Source organism: Methylobacter sp. (genome assembly GCF_023227905.1).
GTDB lineage: Bacteria > Pseudomonadota > Gammaproteobacteria > Methylococcales > Methylomonadaceae > Methylobacter_A.
Genome location: NZ_JALOCF010000001.1, coordinates 71,003 through 91,653 on the forward strand (window position 1 = coordinate 71,003; position 20,651 = coordinate 91,653).

Annotated in this window: 18 protein-coding genes; 11 read left to right on the forward strand and 7 right to left on the reverse strand. The window is 47.6% G+C overall.

The genetic code is table 11. The annotated features are described in order from the left end of the window. Positions 1-99: 99 nt before the first annotated feature. Positions 100-429 carry a type II toxin-antitoxin system RelE/ParE family toxin gene (locus M0R47_RS00360; protein ID WP_292548839.1) on the reverse strand — a complete coding sequence of 110 codons (330 nt, stop codon included), beginning with the start codon at positions 427-429 and terminating at the stop codon, positions 100-102. Further along, positions 426-698 (reverse strand): type II toxin-antitoxin system Phd/YefM family antitoxin, encoded by a 273-nt coding sequence (locus M0R47_RS00365; RefSeq protein WP_292548841.1) that lies wholly within the window; start codon positions 696-698, stop codon positions 426-428. The genes M0R47_RS00360 and M0R47_RS00365 overlap by 4 nt, the downstream gene beginning before the upstream one ends. A gap of 381 nt (positions 699-1,079) precedes the next feature. On the opposite strand from M0R47_RS00365, the gene M0R47_RS00370 reads away from it, so the two are divergent. Both M0R47_RS00370 and M0R47_RS00375 read left to right on the forward strand, forming a co-directional pair. Beyond that, entirely contained in the window at positions 1,080-1,337 is a 258-nt protein-coding gene (locus M0R47_RS00370; protein WP_292548843.1) for a hypothetical protein, read from the forward strand. A 111-nt stretch (positions 1,338-1,448) separates the two neighbouring features. Further along, on the forward strand, positions 1,449-3,158 hold the full coding sequence (locus tag M0R47_RS00375) for a proline--tRNA ligase (protein ID WP_292548845.1): 1,710 nt from the start codon (positions 1,449-1,451) through the stop codon (positions 3,156-3,158). Positions 3,159-3,227: 69 nt separating this feature from the next. Here M0R47_RS00375 and M0R47_RS00380 read toward each other — a convergent pair whose 3' ends face one another. Continuing rightward, a complete protein-coding gene (locus tag M0R47_RS00380; protein ID WP_292548847.1) occupies positions 3,228-3,761 on the reverse strand; it encodes a hypothetical protein in 534 nt (177 codons plus the stop codon). A gap of 3 nt (positions 3,762-3,764) precedes the next feature. Continuing rightward, positions 3,765-4,289, reverse strand: a complete 525-nt coding sequence (locus tag M0R47_RS00385; protein WP_292548850.1) for a hypothetical protein — start codon at positions 4,287-4,289, stop codon at positions 3,765-3,767. A 377-nt stretch (positions 4,290-4,666) separates the two neighbouring features. Here M0R47_RS00385 and M0R47_RS00390 point away from each other — a divergent pair, with 377 nt between their 5' ends. Beyond that, positions 4,667-5,182, forward strand: a complete 516-nt coding sequence (locus M0R47_RS00390; RefSeq protein ID WP_292548852.1) for an adenine phosphoribosyltransferase — start codon at positions 4,667-4,669, stop codon at positions 5,180-5,182. Positions 5,183-5,214: 32 nt separating this feature from the next. On the opposite strand, the gene M0R47_RS00395 is transcribed toward M0R47_RS00390, so the two are convergent. From M0R47_RS00395 to hpnH, 3 genes are all read right to left on the reverse strand, one after another. Continuing rightward, positions 5,215-6,198, reverse strand: a complete 984-nt coding sequence (locus M0R47_RS00395; protein WP_292549019.1) for a VacJ family lipoprotein — start codon at positions 6,196-6,198, stop codon at positions 5,215-5,217. 13 nt (positions 6,199-6,211) lie between these two features. Beyond that, entirely contained in the window at positions 6,212-6,829 is a 618-nt protein-coding gene (locus M0R47_RS00400; RefSeq protein ID WP_292548854.1) for an ABC transporter substrate-binding protein, read from the reverse strand. 166 nt (positions 6,830-6,995) lie between these two features. Then, positions 6,996-8,105 (reverse strand): adenosyl-hopene transferase HpnH, encoded by a 1,110-nt coding sequence (gene hpnH, locus M0R47_RS00405; protein ID WP_292549021.1) that lies wholly within the window; start codon positions 8,103-8,105, stop codon positions 6,996-6,998. 477 nt (positions 8,106-8,582) lie between these two features. Between hpnH and M0R47_RS00410 the strand changes: the two genes are divergently transcribed. The 8 genes from M0R47_RS00410 to dxs all read left to right on the forward strand — a co-directional run bounded on the left by M0R47_RS00410 (position 8,583) and on the right by dxs (position 20,454). Continuing rightward, on the forward strand, positions 8,583-9,683 hold the full coding sequence (locus M0R47_RS00410) for a phytoene/squalene synthase family protein (protein WP_292548856.1): 1,101 nt from the start codon (positions 8,583-8,585) through the stop codon (positions 9,681-9,683). A gap of 11 nt (positions 9,684-9,694) precedes the next feature. Further along, positions 9,695-11,650 (forward strand): squalene--hopene cyclase, encoded by a 1,956-nt coding sequence (gene shc / locus M0R47_RS00415; RefSeq protein ID WP_292548858.1) that lies wholly within the window; start codon positions 9,695-9,697, stop codon positions 11,648-11,650. Further along, complete coding sequence (locus M0R47_RS00420) at positions 11,647-12,363, forward strand: phosphorylase (protein WP_292548860.1); 717 nt, start codon at positions 11,647-11,649, stop codon at positions 12,361-12,363. The genes shc and M0R47_RS00420 overlap by 4 nt, the downstream gene beginning before the upstream one ends. A gap of 8 nt (positions 12,364-12,371) precedes the next feature. Beyond that, a complete protein-coding gene (locus tag M0R47_RS00425; protein WP_292548862.1) occupies positions 12,372-14,987 on the forward strand; it encodes an MMPL family transporter in 2,616 nt (871 codons plus the stop codon). A 15-nt stretch (positions 14,988-15,002) separates the two neighbouring features. After that, positions 15,003-16,388 carry an aspartate aminotransferase family protein gene (locus tag M0R47_RS00430; protein WP_292548865.1) on the forward strand — a complete coding sequence of 462 codons (1,386 nt, stop codon included), beginning with the start codon at positions 15,003-15,005 and terminating at the stop codon, positions 16,386-16,388. A 198-nt stretch (positions 16,389-16,586) separates the two neighbouring features. Beyond that, positions 16,587-16,943: a copper resistance CopC family protein gene (locus tag M0R47_RS00435; RefSeq protein ID WP_292548867.1), complete on the forward strand. Its 357-nt coding sequence runs from the start codon at positions 16,587-16,589 to the stop codon at positions 16,941-16,943. A gap of 9 nt (positions 16,944-16,952) precedes the next feature. Then, on the forward strand, positions 16,953-18,590 hold the full coding sequence (locus M0R47_RS00440) for a CopD family protein (protein ID WP_292548869.1): 1,638 nt from the start codon (positions 16,953-16,955) through the stop codon (positions 18,588-18,590). A 1-nt stretch (position 18,591) separates the two neighbouring features. Then, complete coding sequence (gene dxs, locus M0R47_RS00445) at positions 18,592-20,454, forward strand: 1-deoxy-D-xylulose-5-phosphate synthase (protein ID WP_292548871.1); 1,863 nt, start codon at positions 18,592-18,594, stop codon at positions 20,452-20,454. Positions 20,455-20,651: the final 197 nt, after the last annotated feature.

Below are 20,651 nucleotides of genomic sequence, written 5' to 3' on the forward strand. Positions count from 1 at the left end.
AGACCTTCCAGGTTTTAAAAACCTGGAAGGTCTTTGGTACGGCACTTACCCAAGCAGTTCTCATTATTTTCAAATAAGGTGAGTAGAGACCTTTTATCATTAAACGGTTCGTAAAAGTCGCCTTGTCAGCAACGCCGTCAAGTCCCGCCGCGTGTGTGCAATCAGATGAATGTAGACGCTGTCTTGGCGCACTTCATAGATGATGCGGTTCATTCCCGGTATAACCTGCCTATATTGGCTGAGATTTATTTTCTCGAACTCTTCAGGAATAGAACCGGCATAAGGAAAATCCTTCAAGTTACGGATTGTATCTTTTATCCGGTCGAAGGTTGTTTGCCAGATTTCCTGGGAGAAATTCTTGACGATGTAGCCTCTAAGCTCTTTCAGGTCATGCTCGGCCGATTCCAGGATGATAATTTTAAAACTCATGGATGATCGAGTTCATCCAGTTCGGCAAACACTGTCTCTGCATCGAGAAATTTGCCTTGCTCAATTTCTCGATTCCCGAGCGCCAGGATTTTCAACAGAGCCAGCGTTTCTTCCTGTTCTTCGTAGCTTTTCACATCCATGACAACCAGTTTCGCTTCGCCGTTTTGAGTGATCAGCAAGGGCTCACGGCTTTCCGAAAGGTTTTTGACAATCTCGGCCGTGTGGCTCTTGAGGTAGCTGATCGGTTTGATTTGGGATGAAAATTTCATGGTATGGCCATAGTTTTTGCTGCAATCGATAGGACTGATTTTAGTTTTTATTTAGTCCTGCGTCTAAGGTTTTTTATTGTCCAACGGCTATGTGTAAGTTCTATTAAAAGTTGATAGTCGCCAAGCATATGGAGACGACTATTTACAGTTCCCTGGCTCCAGCATTGCGGGACGCTGGAGCGTCTACCTCGGTATTTTTAATATAGGTGAGTCTGTGAAAGTATACTGGTTAAAAGACTAACCACAGAGGTCACGGACGACTGCACGGGCAGGAAATGATCCAGTCATTTCTCTGCATTCCCCTCATCTCTGTGGGTTATGCAGGAGGTAGGCAGAAAACCGCTCCTGCGTAAGCTGCATTGACCTCCAAGGAGGGAGGAAATGCCGCAAGATTGCCTGGAGCAATCGCGGCCGCCACATCCCTGTGGTTTAGCACCAACAGTAGGCGCTTTAGGCGATGCAGGAGCAATTGCCGACGACTGCACGGATGCAGGAGGTAGAGCAACGCAGGAGCAATTGCCGAGAACACAGAGTTTTAATATTGATTTTCTCCGTGTCCTTCGTGTTCTCTATGGTGAAAAATCCTTTCAACCTGATTTTGAAAATACCCTGATAGTCTCTGGAGCGTGGAAACGATAGATATGGCTGGATAAACCTCAACAATCTGTATTGATTATGATAACGGGATGACTAACCCGGCATTAAATCGGTAAAATAGCGGTTTTTTATTGACCAGCTTATTAAAACATAATGCGTACTACTCAATTCCCGCTCAATACCGTAAAAGAAACGCCGGCTGATGCCGAAATCGCCAGCCATCAACTGATGATCCGCGCAGGCCTGATCCGCAAACTGGCCGCGGGGCTTTATACCTGGTTGCCCTTGGGACTGCGAGTCATGCGCAAGGTCGAAAAAATCACCCGCGAGGAAATGGAAAAAACCGGTGCGCTGGAAGTGCTGATGCCCGGCCTGCAACCGGCCGAACTGTGGCAGGAAACCGGCCGCTGGGAACAATACGGCCCGGAACTGGCGCGGTTAAAGGACCGTCACGAACGCGATTTTTGCCTGGGGCCGACTCACGAAGAAATCATTACCGATCTGGCGCGCAACGAAATCAAAAGCTACAAGCAGCTGCCGATCACTTATTACCAAATCCAATCCAAATTCCGCGACGAAATCCGTCCCCGTTTCGGCGTGATGCGTTCACGCGAATTCATCATGAAAGACGCCTATTCTTTTCACTTGGATCAGGAATCATTGCAAGAAACTTACGATGCGATGCATCAGGCCTATACCAACATCTTCAATCACTTAGGTCTAAAGTTTCGCGCGGTAGTTGCCGATTCCGGTTCAATAGGCGGTGCGATATCGCATGAATTTCACGTATTGGCTGATTCCGGCGAAGACGCGATAGCGTTCTCAACCGGCAGCGAATATGCCGCTAACGTTGAAAAAGCCGAAGCGCTTGTGCCTGCGGGTTCTCGCGGTGCGGCAAGCCAAGCTTTGACGCTGGTCGATACGCCTGACCAGCACAGCATTGAAGAAGTCTGCAACTTTTTAAACATCCCCAGCACACAGTGCCTGAAAACCTTGATCGTTAAAGGCGAAGAAGACACGCTGGTGGCGCTGCTGTTAAGAGGCGACCACAACCTTAACGAAATCAAAGCTATCAAAATTGACGGCATTGCCTCGCCGCTTGAATTCGCCAGCGATGAGCAAGTGGCCAGCGCCTGCAACTGCAAACCCGGCTCTATCGGCCCGATAGGCTTGAACATCAAGATCATTGCCGACCGCAGTGTGACCTTAATGTCGGACTTTGTTTGCGGCGCGAATCAGGATGGCAAGCATTACAAAGGCGTCAACTGGGAACGCGATTTGCCTGTTCCAGAACACGTTGCCGACCTGCGCATGGTGGTTGAAGGCGACCCCAGCCCGGACGGCAAGGGCCAAATCACGCTGGCTCGGGGTATTGAAGTCGGGCATATTTTCCAGCTCGGCACCAAGTACAGCGAAGCCATGAAAGCCGGTATCAGCAATGAAGAAGGCAAAAACCAGATCATGACCATGGGCTGTTACGGTATCGGCGTTTCCCGCGTGGTCGCCGCGGCGATCGAACAGAATCATGACGCTAAAGGCATTATCTGGCCAGCTAATCTTGCGCCGTTCCAGGTCGCGCTGTGCCCGATGAACATGCATAAATCCGAGCGCCTTAAAGAAGCTTCCGAGAAGCTATACAAGGATTTGCTGGCAGCGGGAATCGATGTGCTGTTCGATGACAGAAAGGTTCGCGCCGGTTTTATGTTTTCTGATATGGAATTGATCGGCATTCCGCATTGCATCGTGGTCGGCGACCGAGGACTGGATTCCGGTACGATTGAATACAAGGGCAGAACGGCTGAAGCAAACGAGGAAATCCCGTTTGCGGAGGTTATTGATTTTCTGAAGGCTAAGTTGGCTTAAAAACGGCTAATTACTCACCACGAAGGACACGAAGATAAAACGTCGTGCTTCTTCGTGGCTTATTAACCTTTATTGCTGCTGAATCAAATTCAGCGTCCTTTCCGGCAGCTTGTCCGTAGTCTCGCCTTCCAGATGCAAGCGCGCATCTTCATGCACGGTGGTCATAAACCGGATCAGCTGCATCTCGTGCTGCATCTTCTGTTCAAAGTCTTCCGCTTCCCACATTTTATTCAGCAAATATTTCGCATGATGATGAATGGTAAAGGCGACTGCCTCGGGCAGATGAGTGTAACTGGACTGGATTGAAGCTTTAAGCTGGTCCAGCGACGCCAGATACTGTTTATAGTCTTTAACATCCTGCTTGCACTTGGTTTTAAACATCGATAATTCAGCATCGTGTTTAGTCTTCAACAGATTGATGTCATGCTCCAGATGCACGCTTCTCTTTTTTAATTCGATTTCCAGGGCTTTTTCGGCCAACACGCGGGCATGCTTGAGCTTTGCCTGAGCATCCTGATTAGCCTGCTGCCATTTCAGGTTTTCATCCTTGACCGAATGGAACAGGTTAACAATATTAAAAACCCAGCTTTTTAAAGTGGTCATACGCTAAACAATAGTGGAGATTTTTTGCTGCAATTTCAGTAGCGACTCAATGTCCTGCTGGTTTCGAAAACGGGCATTTTCCTGTTGCAGTTGCAGGTAAGTTGTTTCCGGCAATTTATCCTTAATCGACAGCAGGTCTTTATCGATGGATTTGGACAATGACTGAATGTGTTTGCGGTTATTCAGCTTTAGCAGGCGTTTTCTGTTCAGTTCACTAAAATACTTGATTTGCATTGCTTTAAAATAAAACAAGCGCCTAACTTGGTCCTGTCTGGCCTGAGCAAACCACAACCGCCGCTGCACCCGCTGTTTAGCCGAAAAATAATCCAACGCAGCGCAGACGATTATTTTAAAAACGCCCCATACCCCTGCGATTATCAGCAATGCAAAAGCGCTTATCAGCATTGCCGAGCCAATCAGGGTTACTGCGTCCGGCAAGCCCGGCACGGCTAACCATAACAGCAGCTCCACCAATAAAAACACCGGCAATGAAGCCAAAATCAACAACAGGGAGATTCTAATAATCAAAATGAAAACCCAAAAGCCAAAAAGCTGCCTTGGCAGGCGTACCAAGTATTGTACGCAACTTTCTGCCAAAGGTTTAATCGGGAGTCAACTGTGCATCAAAGTACTGAGATTAAATTGGCCCGATAAACTATGCCCGTCAGTCGATAATTACTATTCGCTATCGGGACCTGCCGACAGCCTGAGTCGATATCAATCAAACTGATATTTCAGAAGCCAAAGGTATTTAATAATTATCGACTATAGAGTCCCTTATAAATTAATACTAAAACCGCGCCCCAATTATTCTGTTATATTTTTAATGCTAAAATTAAACAGTAAAATCGATATAGTCGTTTTACCTAACCTGAAATTTCTACACATTAAACTCATACAAAATAATGAATAGATTAAAAGATAAAATCCGCGACATACCTGACTTTCCAAAGCCCGGCATTATCTTCAAGGATATTACGCCCCTGGTAAAAGACCCTGCCGCGTTGAGGCTCGCCGTCCATCTATTGATACAACCTTTTTTAGGCAGAAATATTACCGTAGTTGCCGGCATGGAGGCACGCGGCTTTATCTTCGGCTCTTTGGTCGCATGGGAATTAGGGCTTCCGTTTGTTCCGTTGAGGAAACCGGGAAAACTACCGTATGACGTGCAAAGCGTATCGTATGACCTTGAATATGGCTCAGCCACACTGGAAGCGCATATCGACGCGGTTGATGCGAACGATCGTGTGTTATTGATTGACGATCTGTTGGCTACCGGCGGAACTGCAAAAGCAAGCTGCGAATTAATTGAACAACTGGGCGCAAAAGTAGAGGCGTGCGCGTTTGTGGTGGAACTGGATTTTCTGGAAGGAAGGGAAAAGCTGGGAGATTACGAAATCCATTCTCTGTTGCATTATTAGAGCTACATCCTTGTAGCTCACATTAAAAAATACTATCTTCTGTATTTTTTCGATTTTGTTAATTCATCCACTTTAGCACCGGCATCTTCAAACGATTTGGCGGTGCTATCAAATGATTGAGCGACACTGCTAAACGAATACGAAACTTGTTCGATCTTTTTTGTATCTGCGTCCAGGCGTAGAGCAAAACCCGGCTTATTGCTGGCGTCGGCATCAGCGGACGCGCCTTGTCCGGCAGTATCTTTATCGCCGTCAAGCGGATCATCGTCAAGAGCATCTATATCCGTTGAAGCTTCGGATTTTCCGTCGGTAGCCAGGTTATTACGCCACTGCAAAAAAGATTCGCGAGTGAAGACATAAGGATCTAACGCGGCTTCATCGATAAATTTTAATGCGCCTTCTGCACTGGCCCGTGCATTCAGCATAGCGACCAGCTGCACGGGCATGCCCACATAAGTGATCGGGTTTGCAGCCGTATCAAATACCGCTCCCGGAATACCACGCGCAGTTGACGGTCCCAGAAAAGGTAAAACCAGATAAGAACCTTGAGGCACTCCCCACACTGCCAGGGTCTGGTCAAAATCTTCCTCATTTTGTTCCAACCCGACATGCTTAGCCACATCAAACAGACCGCCCACACCCACAGTGGTATTGATAGCAAGACGTCCGGTATCTTCAGCACTTTGCGCAAACTTGGCCTGCAAAACATCATTGATAACTACATTGACATTTTTCAGGTTATTAAAGAAATTGAAGACCCCCGTTTGCATAAACTGCGGAGTTATCCACTTATAAGCATTCGAGATAGGCTCAGCGACATAATTATCAACGCCATCGTTAAAAATAAATATTTTCCTGTTGAAGTTCTCATATGGATCAATCTTGTTCTCTACAGTTGGCTGTTCCACGACTTCTGTTGTTGCACAGCCGCCCAGAGTGATGGCGGCTCCGATCAGCATACCTGAAAATATTTGTTGCATTTTAACGCTGCGTTTGCCGTTGTGTGGTCTGTTCATCATTGGCATAAACCTATTGTTTCGAGTAATTGTCAATTTTCTCATTGATCTTGTTAATTAAGGTGTCAAAGCCTTCGCGTTGCAAAATGGTGGTGTATTCCGATCTTTTCAATGCCAGGTCGCTTACGCCATTGGCAATAATATTAATAATGCGCCAGCTATTGCCTTTTTCCTTCAGCATGTAATCGAATTTAACGGGCTTATCGCCAGGAATAACAAGGTGGGAATGGACAACAACGCCGCCTCTTGTCGTTTCCTCTTCTGAATCGAATACAAATGATTCTCCCGAATAATCTTTAAAGTTATGCGCATAAGAGGCAATGCTCAAACGACTGAATACATCAACCAGCTTTTGTTGCTGTTCTTCGGATAATTTCTCCCACTCCTTACCGACCACAATGCGGGCTATTTTTGTCAGCTCGTGGCTATTGGAAACAGGATCTTTTAACCTTTCATATCTTCCTGCATAGCCTAATTTCTTGCCTTCTTTCATGACAGCAATAAGATCGGCTTGAAATTTTTCTACAACCTGTCTTGCAGTTGCCGCTCCTTCATCCGCAGCAAAAGCGCTTACTGCCCCGAACAAAAGGAACATAAAAACTACAGCTAACTTCATATTTTTTAAAATCATAATCAAAACCTCGAAAAAACCAATACGTATTTCATAAGCATCTTTAAACGCTACAAAGCTGCCACAACCGCATAATCAGCAAGTTATTGGGAAACATACCCTGCTTATAGCCACATCCCTGTGGATAATAGAGCAGCATAAAGAGGCCTCTAGCATGTCGAGCATTTTAATCGACAATCTCCACTCTTACAGGAATTCCTGCAATGGTTGAAGACACGTCTTCTTTTACATACTCAGGCGTAGCTTCAGGTACCATGGCACCCTCGGTTTTTGGGCCTCTGATTGATGTCAACAATGCTTTCAAAGGATGATTTAACATATCTTCAACAGCGGTTGCTTCATAACCGCAATGCGCCATGCAGCTTGCGCATTTAGGATTATTAACAGTGCCGTATTTTTCCCAGGGCGTAGTATCCAAAAGCTCTTGAAAAGTTGAAACATAGCCTTCATCAGCCAGCAAGTAACAAGGTTTTTGCCAACCGAATACGTTGCGGGTCGGATTGCCCCATGGCGTGCAATTATAATTTTGGTTGCCGGCCAGAAAATCAAGGTACAGCGAAGAATGATTTAATTTCCAGTTGCGTTTTTTGCCAATCTTAAAAATGCCTCTGAACAAATCCTTAACATCACTGCCTTTGATAAACACGTCTTGCTGAGGCGCATGCTCATAGCTAAAGCCTGGAGCAATGGTTACGCCTTCAACGCCAAGCTCCATTGCATAATCAAGAAAATCAGCCACTTCCTGGGCATTTTCACCTTGAAATAGCGTGCAGTTTACAGTAACCCTAAAGCCTTTTCCCAACGCCAATTTTATGGCCTCAACGGCTCGATCAAAAACACCTTCTTGGCAAACGGACGTATCGTGTCTTTCCTTCATACCATCCAAATGAATTGAAAATGTCAGGTAAGGCGATGGCGTATAATCGTCAATCCTCTTTTTCAACAAAAGCGCGTTAGTGCACAGATAAACGAATTTCTTCCGTGCAATGATACCTTCAACGATTTGAGGCATTTCTTTATGGATAAGCGGTTCGCCTCCTGGAATGGACACCATCGGTGCATCGCATTCGTCTACGGCCTGCATGCATTCTTCAAATGAAAGACGCTTGTCGAGAATATCATCGGAGTAATCGATCTTACCGCAGCCTGCACAGGCCAAATTGCAACGAAACAAAGGCTCAAGCATGAGTACCAAAGGATATTTCTTAGTCCCTTTCAACTTCTGCTTAATCAAATAACTACCTACGGTCAACTGCTGACGTAAAGGAACTCCCACAAGCACACCCTCCAAGAACTTTAATAAACTAAATGACGCTCATAAAAATGACCGTCCTGAAAACCGCATACACTACGAAACGATAAAAACCGTACCAATAAAACAACAAACAATATCTACAAAAATATGACCCCACACTGCTTTATTAACGACAGGAATCGAGGAATATCTTTCAGCCTGTTATATAATACAAGCGCTTATCTATTGTTGATTAGAATACTATCTTTTAACAGACGACTCCAGTTTTATAGTGCGTATAGGTAAATAGCCGGTAAAAATTGCAACCTTAAGATACCTGTAAAAATACGACACAACCCTCGCTAAACACTTATTTTTAATAACAATAAATCCCCGTTAAAAACCATAAGATTCACATATTTGCAACAAAACAACATTGCTTTGCAAAATACCAACAAACAGTCTATCATTGCCATTTATTAACTTAAAATAACCGTGCAGAACAGCATCAAAAATACCATGAGTGAAATTCAAATATCCCTGGATACCCCAAAATCACTCAGCAAATTATCTGATGATCAATTTCAGGCTTTATTGCTTGAAGGCGTATCCAGAACATTTGCGCTGACCATCCCCCAACTGCCGGAAAAATTATACGGCGCAGTAGCCAACGCGTATTTGCTGTGCCGGATTGTCGATACTATTGAAGATGAAGTTTCTTTATCTCCAGCACAGAAAAAATATTTTTGCTCCGAATTTATTAATGTTGTAAAAACCGGCACCAATTCCGAGTCGTTTGCCGTAGATCTTGCACCGTTACTTTCAGATCAAACTATTCCCGCCGAGCACACTTTGATTCACGTGCTTCCGAGAGTCATTGAAATCACTCATAAATTCGACCCCGACCAAATCGAAGCATTGGCTTCCTGCGTGGAAACCATGGCCGAAGGCATGCCGATTTTCCAAGCGCTGGATTTGCACGGCGGCCTTGCAACCATGGCCGACATGGACCTTTACTGCTATTACGTTGCCGGATGCGTCGGCGAAATGCTGGCCAAGCTTTTTTGCCATTACTCGCCGGAAATCGCTGAGCACAAAGACGAACTGCTTACTCTGTCTGTTTCTTTTGGCCAGGGGCTGCAAATGACCAACATATTGAAAGACATCTGGGACGATGCTGGACGAGGCGTGTGCTGGTTACCGCAGGATATATTTACGGAAACAGGGTTCGATCTTAAAAACCTGACGCCGGAAACCAATGATGAAAACTTCAGAAAGGGCCTGGAACACTTGATCAGCATTGCTCATGGTCATTTGCATAACGCATTGAAATATACGCAACTGCTTCCCTCTCATGAAACCGGTATCCGCAACTTCTGCCTCTGGGCATTAGGCATGGCCGTTTTAACTTTAAAGAAAATTAAGCAAAATCTGGATTTCAACAATTCCAACCAGGTCAAAATCACTCGCAACAGTGTTAAAGCGACCATTCTTGCAACCCGATTAACCGGACGCAGCAACGCTATGCTTAGTTTACTTTTTAACCTAACAAGTAACGAACTCAAAACGCCCGACTGGACATACTCAACACCATCCTCAAAAGCCACGGCAAAACTTTAAGGACGTAACTTATGTTTAATGAAACCATTTCAGAAGACACTACCAGCACTACTTCGAGTTCATCGAATACCGTTAATAACCTTGCATTTGACCTGAATAAAGCCATTAATAAAGCGCAGGAAAAATTATTAAGCCTGCAAGACAAAGACGGCTATTGGGTATTCGAACTGGAAGCCGATTGCACGATTCCATCAGAGTACATCATGATGATGCACTACCTGGGTGAAATCGATGAGCCGCTACAAGCTAAAATTGCCAACTACTTGAGGTCTCGTCAATCCAAAGACGGCAGTTATCCGTTGTTTACCGGCGGCCCCGGCGACATCAGTTGCAGCGTTAAAGTCTATTACGCATTAAAGATGGCCGGCGATTCCATCGACGCGCCCCATATGGCCCAGTTAAGAAATTACATTCTCAATCAGGGCGGCGCAGCCAAAGCCAACGTATTTACCCGTATTGCATTAGCAACATTTGAGCAAGTGCCCTGGCGTGCCGTTCCTTACATCCCTGTCGAAATCATGCTGTTTCCCAGCTGGTTTCCGTTCCATTTGGATAAAGTATCGTACTGGTCCAGAACCGTTATGGTGCCGTTGTTTATTCTTTGCACGTTAAAAGCAACCGCAAAGAACCCTAACAAGGTCAACATCCTGGAGCTTTTCGTTACCCATCCTGACGAAGAAAAACATTATTTTCCTGAAAGAACCACCCTGAATAAAATCTTTCTGGGCCTGGATAAACTGGGGCTGTTAACGCGCCCGTTAATTCCGCAAAAAGCCCATGAATTGGCGATTGAAAAAGCCAAAAACTGGTTTATTGAGCGGCTGAACGGCGAAGACGGCCTGGGCGGGATTTTCCCGGCGATGGTCAACGCTTACGAAGCCATGTTGCTGCTAGGCATGCCCAAAGATCATGAGCATGTGGTCACTGCGCGTAAAGCCATCGACAAATTACTGGTCATCAATGAGCACGATGCTTACTGCCAGCCCTGTTTGTCTCCGGTTTGGGATACCGCGCTAACCGCACTGGCTTTACAGGAAGCCGACAAAGTAAGCAGCGCCCCAAGTCTGACTCGCGCCTACGACTGGCTTAAGAGCAAACAGTTATCCGACGAACCAGGCGACTGGCGGATTTCCAAGCCTGATTTGGCCGGTGGCGGCTGGGCATTTCAATTTGAAAACCCTCATTATCCCGATGTCGACGATACCGCGGTTGTTGCCTTTGCGATGGCGGAATCGAACCTGCCTCTTCTGGATGAACCGATACACCGCGCCACCCGCTGGATAGTCGGCATGCAATCCAAAAACGGCGGCTATGGTGCGTTTGACGTTGACAATACTCACTATTATTTGAATGAAATTCCGTTCGCCGATCACGGAGCATTGCTAGATCCTCCTACATCCGACGTTAGCGCGCGTTGCGCCATGCTGATGGCTAGAGTCGCCAAGGATCATGCCGAATATTTGCCGGCCCTGGAGCGCACTATCGAGTACCTCCGCAGCGAACAGGAGCAAGACGGCTCATGGTTTGGCCGTTGGGGCACCAACTATATCTACGGCACGTGGTCGGTATTGCTTGGACTGGAGCAAACCAACCTGCCTAAAACCGACCCAATCTACACCAAAGCCGCTGTATGGCTGAAAAGCGTGCAACGCGCCGACGGCGGCTGGGGCGAAGACAATTACAGCTATCATGATGCGAGCCATAGCGGCAAATACCGTTTCAGCACCGCATTCCAGACGGCCTGGGCTGTTTTGGCGCTGATGGCTGCGGGTGAGGCCCACAGTCCGGAAGTAAAAGCGGGTATTGATTTCATCTTGCGCAACCAGAAAGCGGACGGCGTATGGAATGACGAATGCTTTACCGCGCCCGGTTTTCCAAAAGTTTTTTACCTCAAATATCACGGTTACGACAAGTTCTTCCCGCTATGGGCTTTGGCTCGCTACCGTAACGAGCTCAATAGAAAGTGATCACAGGTATTGTTGTAGCTTTACCGGAAGAACTCAGCACCCTGACCTCAAAAAAGATCGATAAAGGGTGCTGTGTTTTTATTACCGATACTATCGTTCTCGCCCATTCCGGCGCAGGCGCCGACAATGCACGAGCAGCATCCGAGCTATTGCTTACCCACGGCGCGACCCGCCTGATCAGCTGGGGTTGCGCAGCCGCCCTCAGCGAATCGTTAAAGCCTGGCGACCTGATATTAGCCGATACCCTGATTGATGCCGAAGGTCTTCAAATCGCTGTTCACGATGGCTGGCTCGGACTCACCAAAAACCTGATCCCAACCCGGCTAAAAACCCATACCGGCAGTTTAGTTGAAAGCCTTACCATCGTAGCTGCGGCCAGGGACAAAAAGCACCTGCATGCCCAAACCGGCGCAATTGCACTGGATATGGAAAGCGCGGCTATCGGCACAGTTGCCTGGCAAAACAATCTGCCTTTTCTAGCTATCCGAACTGTTGCCGATCCGGTTCACATGAATTTGCCCAAAGCCATTAATCATTCTCTTAATGATGAGGGCGACATCGTGTTAGCCAAATTGCTAGCATTTATCGCGTTACACCCGACTGAATTACCCGGACTGATTAAACTGGGCCTACATTTCAGTGCCGCAAAAAGCACGCTAAGATCGGTCGCCAAACAGCTCGACCAATTGGCGGCACTAGCCAGCCAAGCCTAATAAGCAGTATGTCATCTTTTTTCAACACCCTTACCGGCTGGTGCGAGCGACAAATCATGCGCTGCCCGTGGACGCTGTTATTGTTATCCCTGTTGCTGTGCGGCACCACGTTGTACTATTCCATTAAAAACCTGGAGATCAACACCAATACAGCTGAAATGCTATCGCCGGACTTGCCATTCCAGAAAAACCAGGCGCGGTTTAATCAGGCATTTCCGGAGGATGCGACGACCATCATTTTGGTGGTTGAGGCCGAAACGCCGGAAGAATCCTCTCAAGCCGCCAACCAGCTGGTCGATCAGCTGGCCCAGGAAAACGACCGTTTTGAATCTGTCTATATACCTACAGATAATGCTTTCTTCAGACAGCAGGCATTGCTCTACCTCGATCAAAACGATTTGGATAATTTTGCCCAAAAACTCACCGATGCCCAGCCTTTTATAGGCCACCTGGCCCAAAACTATCATCTTGAAGGCCTGTTCGGCATTATCAGCCAAGCGCTTAATCGCCACGATCATGCCTTGCCGATGGACTTGAACCCGATACTCCTTGCCATTGACGATGCCCTAAAAAGCCAGCTGACCGGCCAGTCGCATTATTTATCCTGGCAAAACATACTGTCCGCCGACAACTACAAAGAGGCAGCGCAACCCAGATTTAACCGGACGATTGTCATCGCCAAACCTAAAATGCATTTCAATGAAATGCTACCCGCAGATGTCGCGCTTTCTGCAGCACGCGAAATCAGCCACGCCATCATGGCGGAAAATCCGTCGCTCAATATTCGCATAACCGGCGAAACCGCACTGGAACACGAAGAACTTGAGAGCGTGACCAAAGGCGCCACTTTCTCCGGTTTGTTGTCGCTGGTTCTAGTGTTTGCAATTCAATGGATAGGGCTGCGTTCGGTCAAGTTGTTGATTACAACCTATATTGTCCTGGTTATGGGATTGATATTGACCGCCGGATTCGCCGCTATCACCGTAGGGCATTTGAATGTCATTTCGATTGCATTTGCCAGCTTATATATCGGACTGGGAGTCGATTACGCAATTCATATCTGCCTGCATTATCGCGAAGGCAAAGCCAATGGCTTATCGAATAGCGAAGCCATCCTGGACAGCATCCGCGATGTCGGCTCTTCGCTGTTTTTATGCGCATTGGCCACCGCGATCGGTTTTTTTGCCTTCATCCCCACAGATTATGCCGGCGTATCCGAGCTGGGCATTATTTCAGGCGGCGGTATCTTTATCGGCCTGATTATTTCCTTGACGGTATTACCCGCCCTGTTCAGCGTTTTTTCTGTCAACAATGTGCAACCGATACGTTCGCCATTAACCCCGGCATTTATTATTACCTTCCCGTTTCGCTTTTCAACCGGCATTCGAGTCGTTTCCATATTGCTGGGCATCGGCGCCTGCTTTGTGCTGACCGATCTTACCTTTGATTACAACCCTATCAATCTCAGAGATCCAAACAGCGAATCGGTCTTAACCATTAAAGAACTGTTAAAGTCCAAAACCGACTCCCCGTTTGCACTGACCGCTTTAGCCAACAATCTTGAAGATACAGACAAAATCACTGCCCAGCTTAAGCAGCAACCATCAGTGCATGAAACCATCACCCTGGCGAGTTTTGTAGCTAAAGATCAGGAAGAAAAACTGACGACGATTGAAGATTTAAATATGATGCTGGGCGGGCAACTTGAAAACTTTGACAACACGCTCGATACCGCCAACCAACAGACGGCATTAATCAAGTTCAATGAAGCGTTGAAAAAAGCCATTATTGAAAAATCCCCGAATGTGCCGCAACAAACCTTGCAGCAATTACAGCAACGCATCGAAGCGTTCATGCAACAGGCAGACGCCACTCAGGCGCCAACAGCAAGCTACGTGCAACTGGAAAAAAACATTTTAGGACTGCTGCCGTTCACCATAGAACGCCTGCGAACCAGTCTGACGGCAACGCCGTTCGGCTTGGATGATTTACCGCTAGAGATAAAGTCCCACTGGATCAGCGCTACCGGCCTTTACAGAGTTTTGATCACACCTGAAAAAGACCAAAACAAGCCTGAGAATTTAAAAGAATTTGTGACTCAGGTGCAGACCGTCGATAACTCGGTTTCCGGCCTGCCGATTATTAATCAGGCGGGCGGCGATGCTATTGTCAAGGCATTTATTAATGCCTTTAGCGGTGCTTTTATAGCCATTGTGGTGTTATTATTGCTGATGTACAGAAGCGTCAGAAAGACCTTACTGGTTATCATGCCATTATTGTTAGCTGCTTTGCTAACCGGTGCAACCAACGTGTTACTGGATAACCCTTTCAATTTTGCCAATATCATCGCCCTGCCCTTGCTGCTCGGCATGGGTATCGACAGCAGTATCCTTATCATGCACAGACACCATTCCAGTTCGAGTGAAGATCAAAATTTGCTGCAAAGCAGCACCACTCGAGGCATTATTTTCAGTTCCATAACGACCTTGTGCAGTTTTTCAAGCCTTGCTTTCACCGCCCATCAGGGCATGGCAAGCATGGGCTTAGTATTGGCCATAGGCCTTACTTTCACAGTGATGTGTTCTTTAATAGTCCTGCCTGCTTTCAGCGGCAAAAGAATTTAATTTTTGAGGTATCTAATGTCATTCAGCATCGCCGAACTTTTTTCTCAACACAGCACTGATAAATTTGATCTGCACGAACAACATTTAAACAATCAAATGGTCAGAGTGTTAAAGACCATAGGCTATGACCGCCACTACCAAAAAGCTGTCGGACAATATCTCTATGATCAGGAAGGCACGGAATATCTGGATTTGCTTAGCGGCTTCGGTGTATTTGCGATCGGCCGCAACCATCCGTCCGTTATCAGTGCATTGACTGAGACCTTAACGCTGGAACTGCCCAATTTGGTGCAAATGGATGTATCGGTACTCAGCGGATTGCTGGCGCAGGAAATCCTGAAAACCACGCCGGACAACCTGAACAAGATGTTCTTTTGCAACTCGGGCACCGAAGCTGTAGAAGCCGCGATCAAATTTGCCCGCTATACGACCAAGCGTGAAAAAATCGTCTTCTGCGAACACGGCTATCACGGCTTGACCATGGGATCGTTGTCATTAAACGGCGAAAACATTTTCCGCGAAGGTTTCGGCCCCTTGCTGCCCGGTTGCAGCGCTGTACCTTTTAATGATCTTGCTGCGTTGGAACAGGCGTTAAGCAACAAAGACGTTGCCGCTTTCATCGTCGAGCCTATTCAAGGCAAAGGCGTTAATGTTCCTGATGACAATTATTTGCCGGAAGTCGAACGCTTATGCAAAAAATACGGCACTTTGTTTGTCGCCGATGAAGTTCAAACCGGCTTGGGCCGCACCGGAAAATTCTGGGCGATCGACCATTGGAACGTCAAACCGGATATGATCTGCATGGCTAAAGCCCTGTCCGGCGGCTTTGTGCCGGTCGGCGCGGTTGCCATCACCCAAAAAATCATGGATACCGTTTATAACCGCATGGACCGAGCTGTCGTGCATGGCTCGACTTTCTCCAAAAACAATATGGCGATGGCGGCAGGACTTGCGACGCTGCATGTGATGGAAGACGAAAAGCTGGTGGAAAACAGCATGAAAGTCGGCACCGACATTATCGACAGCCTGAACGCCATGACCGGAAAATATGAATTCCTAAAAGAAGCGCGCGGCAGAGGCATGATGATTGCCATTGAATTCCAATCACCCAAGAGCCTGAAACTGAAAGCGGCTTGGGCGATGCTGGAAGCGGCCAATAAGGGCTTGTTCTGCCAGATGATCACCATTCCTTTATTTAAAGAGCATCACATTTTGACTCAGGTTGCAGGGCATGGCATGAACGTTGTCAAACTGTTGCCGCCGTTAAATTTAACGCAAAAAGACCGCGATACGATAGTCAACTCATTTGATAAGGCTGTAGCCGATACCCACCAAATCCCCGGCTCTATCTGGGATTTAGGAAAGAATCTGGCTAGCCATGCCTTGAAAGGCAAAAAATAATAAAGGCTAGAGCAAAAGAACGCGAATATTAAAAGCAGGTGCCTCTACGACTGCATGGACGCAGGAGCAGGAGCAGTTGCCGAGGCGACGCAGATGAATGTGATGAGTGCAGATAGCTTCATAAATCCTATTCAATCATGGTTAACAGCGTTCTATTATTAATCTGCATGTGCAAATAGTTACAAACTGGAAAAAGCAATGAAAAAAATCATTCCACTATGTTTATTTTTTATAACTTTGTGCCCTCCGCACTGGGCGGCCGCTCATGCGGTGATAACCGATTATTCACTAAAAATCACGCCCATCCATGCCAATAGTCCGGGGAACGTCGAACTGTCGTTTAATTCCCATATAGAACTGGGCTTGTCGCAAATTTTTCTAGTCAGCAAAGGCGACAAACATCAACTCTTAACGGTCACCAATGGCACAAAACAAGGTCAGATTATTATCCAGATTCCGCCAGTGGAAGCTGGCGACTATGCCCTCAGATTTAAAGTCTTCGCTGCTGACGGTCATTTAACCGAAGACGTTATTCACTTTTCCGTTTCCAAATAGGAGTTGGCAATGGCCGGCATAGCTGATTTTCTCGATTCTCTTATTGGCGGGTTTGACCTGATTTGTTATTCACTGGCAATCGGCGGCCTGTTCTGGGGGCTTTTTGTGTTGCGTCCGTGGCATAACCAAGGCGGATACCCGGCGGTATTAATGCAAAAAACCGTCACCCTTATTTATAAAGGCGGCTTTTGGCTGGCTGCGGCTCAACTTTTCAAAATTGTGCTCAAAGTTTGGTTAATGACCGCCGTACTTGAGCGCTGGCCGTTTCCCGAATTCGCCGGCACCACACAATTCATAGGCGGCATAGTACGCACAATACTGACTGTGGTTTTGGCGGGTTACTGTTATCAATACCTCAGCAAAAATCCCGGCTCCAAGCAGCACTGGATAACCGCCGGCATTGTCGCCTTGCCGATGATCATTTCAGGCGCTTGGCTGGTACATGGCGCCGGGCGTTTTGAAAATCAGTTTATCTTAATGTCGATGACAGTCATCCACCAGCTGGCCGCAGCCGCCTGGATCGGCGGTGTTTTCCAGCTGGTCAACATTTGGCTGCTACGTAGCAGCAAGCAGGTTCCTGCCGAATTATGGCCTTTATTGCTTAAGCGTTTTTCTACATTCGGCATAGCCTCGGTTGCAATGATCCTGATTTCGGGTCTGCCTATTGCACTGCAATACATCGACACCTGGAACGGCCTGATCGGTACCGGCTACGGCAATTTATTAATGGTTAAAATCGTCTTAATGGGCATAGCCCTGGGTTTTGCCTTTTTAAACAAATCCGCAGTATCGGCATTCGGTTTTTCAGGCAATGGTCACGCATTAAATAACCGCGTCCCTTACTACATTGAAGCGGAAACCTTTGTGCTGATCACCTTGCTGTTTACTGCCGCCAGCCTGGCGTCTCAGCCTCCGGCCATTGATATTCCGACCCTGACCGCAAGCTGGCAGGAAGTCTTGAACACCTTTGCTCCGCAAATCCCCCAAACCAGTTCGCCAACCCATACCGACTTGATTGCCGGTGAAGCCGGGCGCGTTGCCATTGTCGGCCAAGTGCCGTCGCTCGCGGCAACCGAATGGTCGAACTACAACCATAACATTGCCGGTATCTTTTTGACCGTAATGAGCTTTTTTGCAATGCTATCTTACGTAAAAAAACCGGGATTTGAACACTGCAAATATTGGCCGTTGGGCTTTGTCGGTCTGGGGATTTTCCTGTTTTTCCGCAGCGACGCCGAAACCTGGCCCTTGGGTCCTATAGGCTTCTGGGAGAGCACATTTAATAACGGTGAAGTGTTGCAGCACCGGATTGCGACCCTACTGGTATTTGTACTCGGCATTATGGAACTCACTGCCAGAATAACCAAAAACCCAACCAGCAAATTACCGTTTGTCTTTCCATTGCTGGCGGCTTTTGGCGGTTTGATGCTGCTGACCCATTCACATGTCGGCTTTCAACCCAAAAGTGCTTTTCTTATCCAGGTCGGCCATACCATGATGGGAATTTTTTCCCTTATTCTGGCATGCGGCCGGTGGCTGGAGTTGAAATTAGACAGACCGGGCAAGGAAATTGCCGGTTTTATTTCTGTTGCCGCCCTGTTTCAGATTGGCATCATCCTGATGTTCTATCGCGAACCTCTTTACTAATATGAATACATTACATAACTACCCACTGCTCAAAGATATCAACACACCGGCCGATGTACGCAAGTTGTCGAAAAATCAACTTAAACCTTTGACAAAAGAACTGCGCGAATTTCTAACCCATACCGTGAGTATTTCCGGCGGCCACTTTTCTGCCGGCCTGGGCACAGTTGAGTTAACGGTAGCCTTGCACTACGTGTTCGACACGCCTTATGACCAGTTGGTCTGGGATGTGGGTCATCAAGCTTATCCACACAAGATTCTGACCGGGCGCAAGGAACGGATGACCACTATTCGTACCCGGGATGGGGTCTCGGCGTTCCCGAACCGGGCAGAAAGCGAATACGATGCGTTCGGCGTCGGCCATTCCAGCACCTCGATCAGCGCGGCCTTGGGCATGGCGATTGCGTCTGAGTTAAAAGGCGAAGACAAGAAAATGGTCGCGATTATCGGCGACGGCAGCATCACCGGCGGCATGGCTTTTGAAGCGATGAACCATGCGGGCGCCCTGGACGCCAATCTGCTGGTGATTTTGAACGACAATGACATGTCGATCTCGCCACCGGTCGGCGCGATGAACAATTACCTGACCAAGATTTTGTCCAGCAAATTTTATTCGTCAATGCGCGAAGGCAGCAAAAAAGCGTTGAGCAGCATGCCCAGCGTCTGGGAACTGGCGCGACGCACCGAAGAGCATATGAAAGGCATGGTCGTACCGGGTACCTTGTTTGAAGAGCTTGGCTTTAACTATATCGGCCCGATTGACGGGCACGACGTAGACATGCTGGTATCGACGCTGGAAAACCTGAAGCATATTACCGGCCCGCGCTTTTTGCATATCGTCACCCAAAAAGGCAAAGGCTATCCGCCCGCCGAAAAAGATCCGTTGGCTTACCACGGCGTACCGGCTTTCGATCCCAGCAAGGATTGCTTGCCCAAATCAGCGCCCTCCCCGCACCAGACTTATACGGAAGTGTTCGGCGAATGGCTCTGTGATATGGCGGCAAAAGACGAGCGCTTATTGGGTATTACTCCCGCCATGCGCGAAGGTTCTGGACTGGTCAAATTTTCGGAGTGCTATCCAAGACGTTATTTCGATGTCGCCATTGCCGAACAACATGCAGTAACGCTGGCTGCCGGACAGGCTTGCCAAGGCGCAAAACCTGTCGTCGCGATTTACTCGACGTTCCTGCAACGGGCTTACGACCAGATGATCCATGATGTCGCGATCCAGAACCTGGATGTATTGTTTGCGCTGGATCGCGCAGGTCTTGTCGGCCCGGATGGCCCGACCCATGCCGGCAGCTTCGATTACAGCTATATGCGTTGCATTCCCAATATGCTGGTGATGGCGCCTGCCGATGAAAACGAATGCCGGCAAATGCTCTATACCGGCTTTATGCATGAAGGGCCGGCGTCCGTGCGTTACCCGCGCGGCAAAGGTCCCGGAGTTGCCGTCAATAAAGACATGACCGCATTACCGCTAGGCAAAGGCGAAGTGCGCCATCAAGGCAGCCGCATTGCCATTTTGGCCTGGGGCAGTATGGTGACCCCGGCTATGGAAGCGGGCAAACAACTGGGCGCAACCGTCGTCAACATGCGCTTTGTGAAACCTATCGATGCCGAATTGATTCTTGAGCTAGCCAAGAGCCATGAAGTGCTGATAACTGTCGAAGAAAACGTTCTCGCCGGTGGCGCAGGCAGTGCCGTCAATGACTTCCTGCAAGCGCAACAAATCCTGATGCCGGTGTTGAACATCGGTCTGCCGGACAGCTTTGTCGAGCAAGGCACCCGGGAGGAATTGCTGACTCTGTGCGGCCTGGATGCTAAGGGAATTCTTGCCCAGGCTGAGAAGTTTTGTGCATAAGTAAACGACGGTAATAGCAAAATAAAAAGGGGCGACTAATAATTGCCCTTTTTTTGTATCCTATGAAAAGCATGCAATGATTGCCATACTTAACTTTAGCGTATAGGCAAGGCGACTGGCCTTTATCAAATTGCAGCCCCAAAACACTTGATTAAGCTCGATAGCATCGCGTACCATTTTCTTACCTACGCGATAGA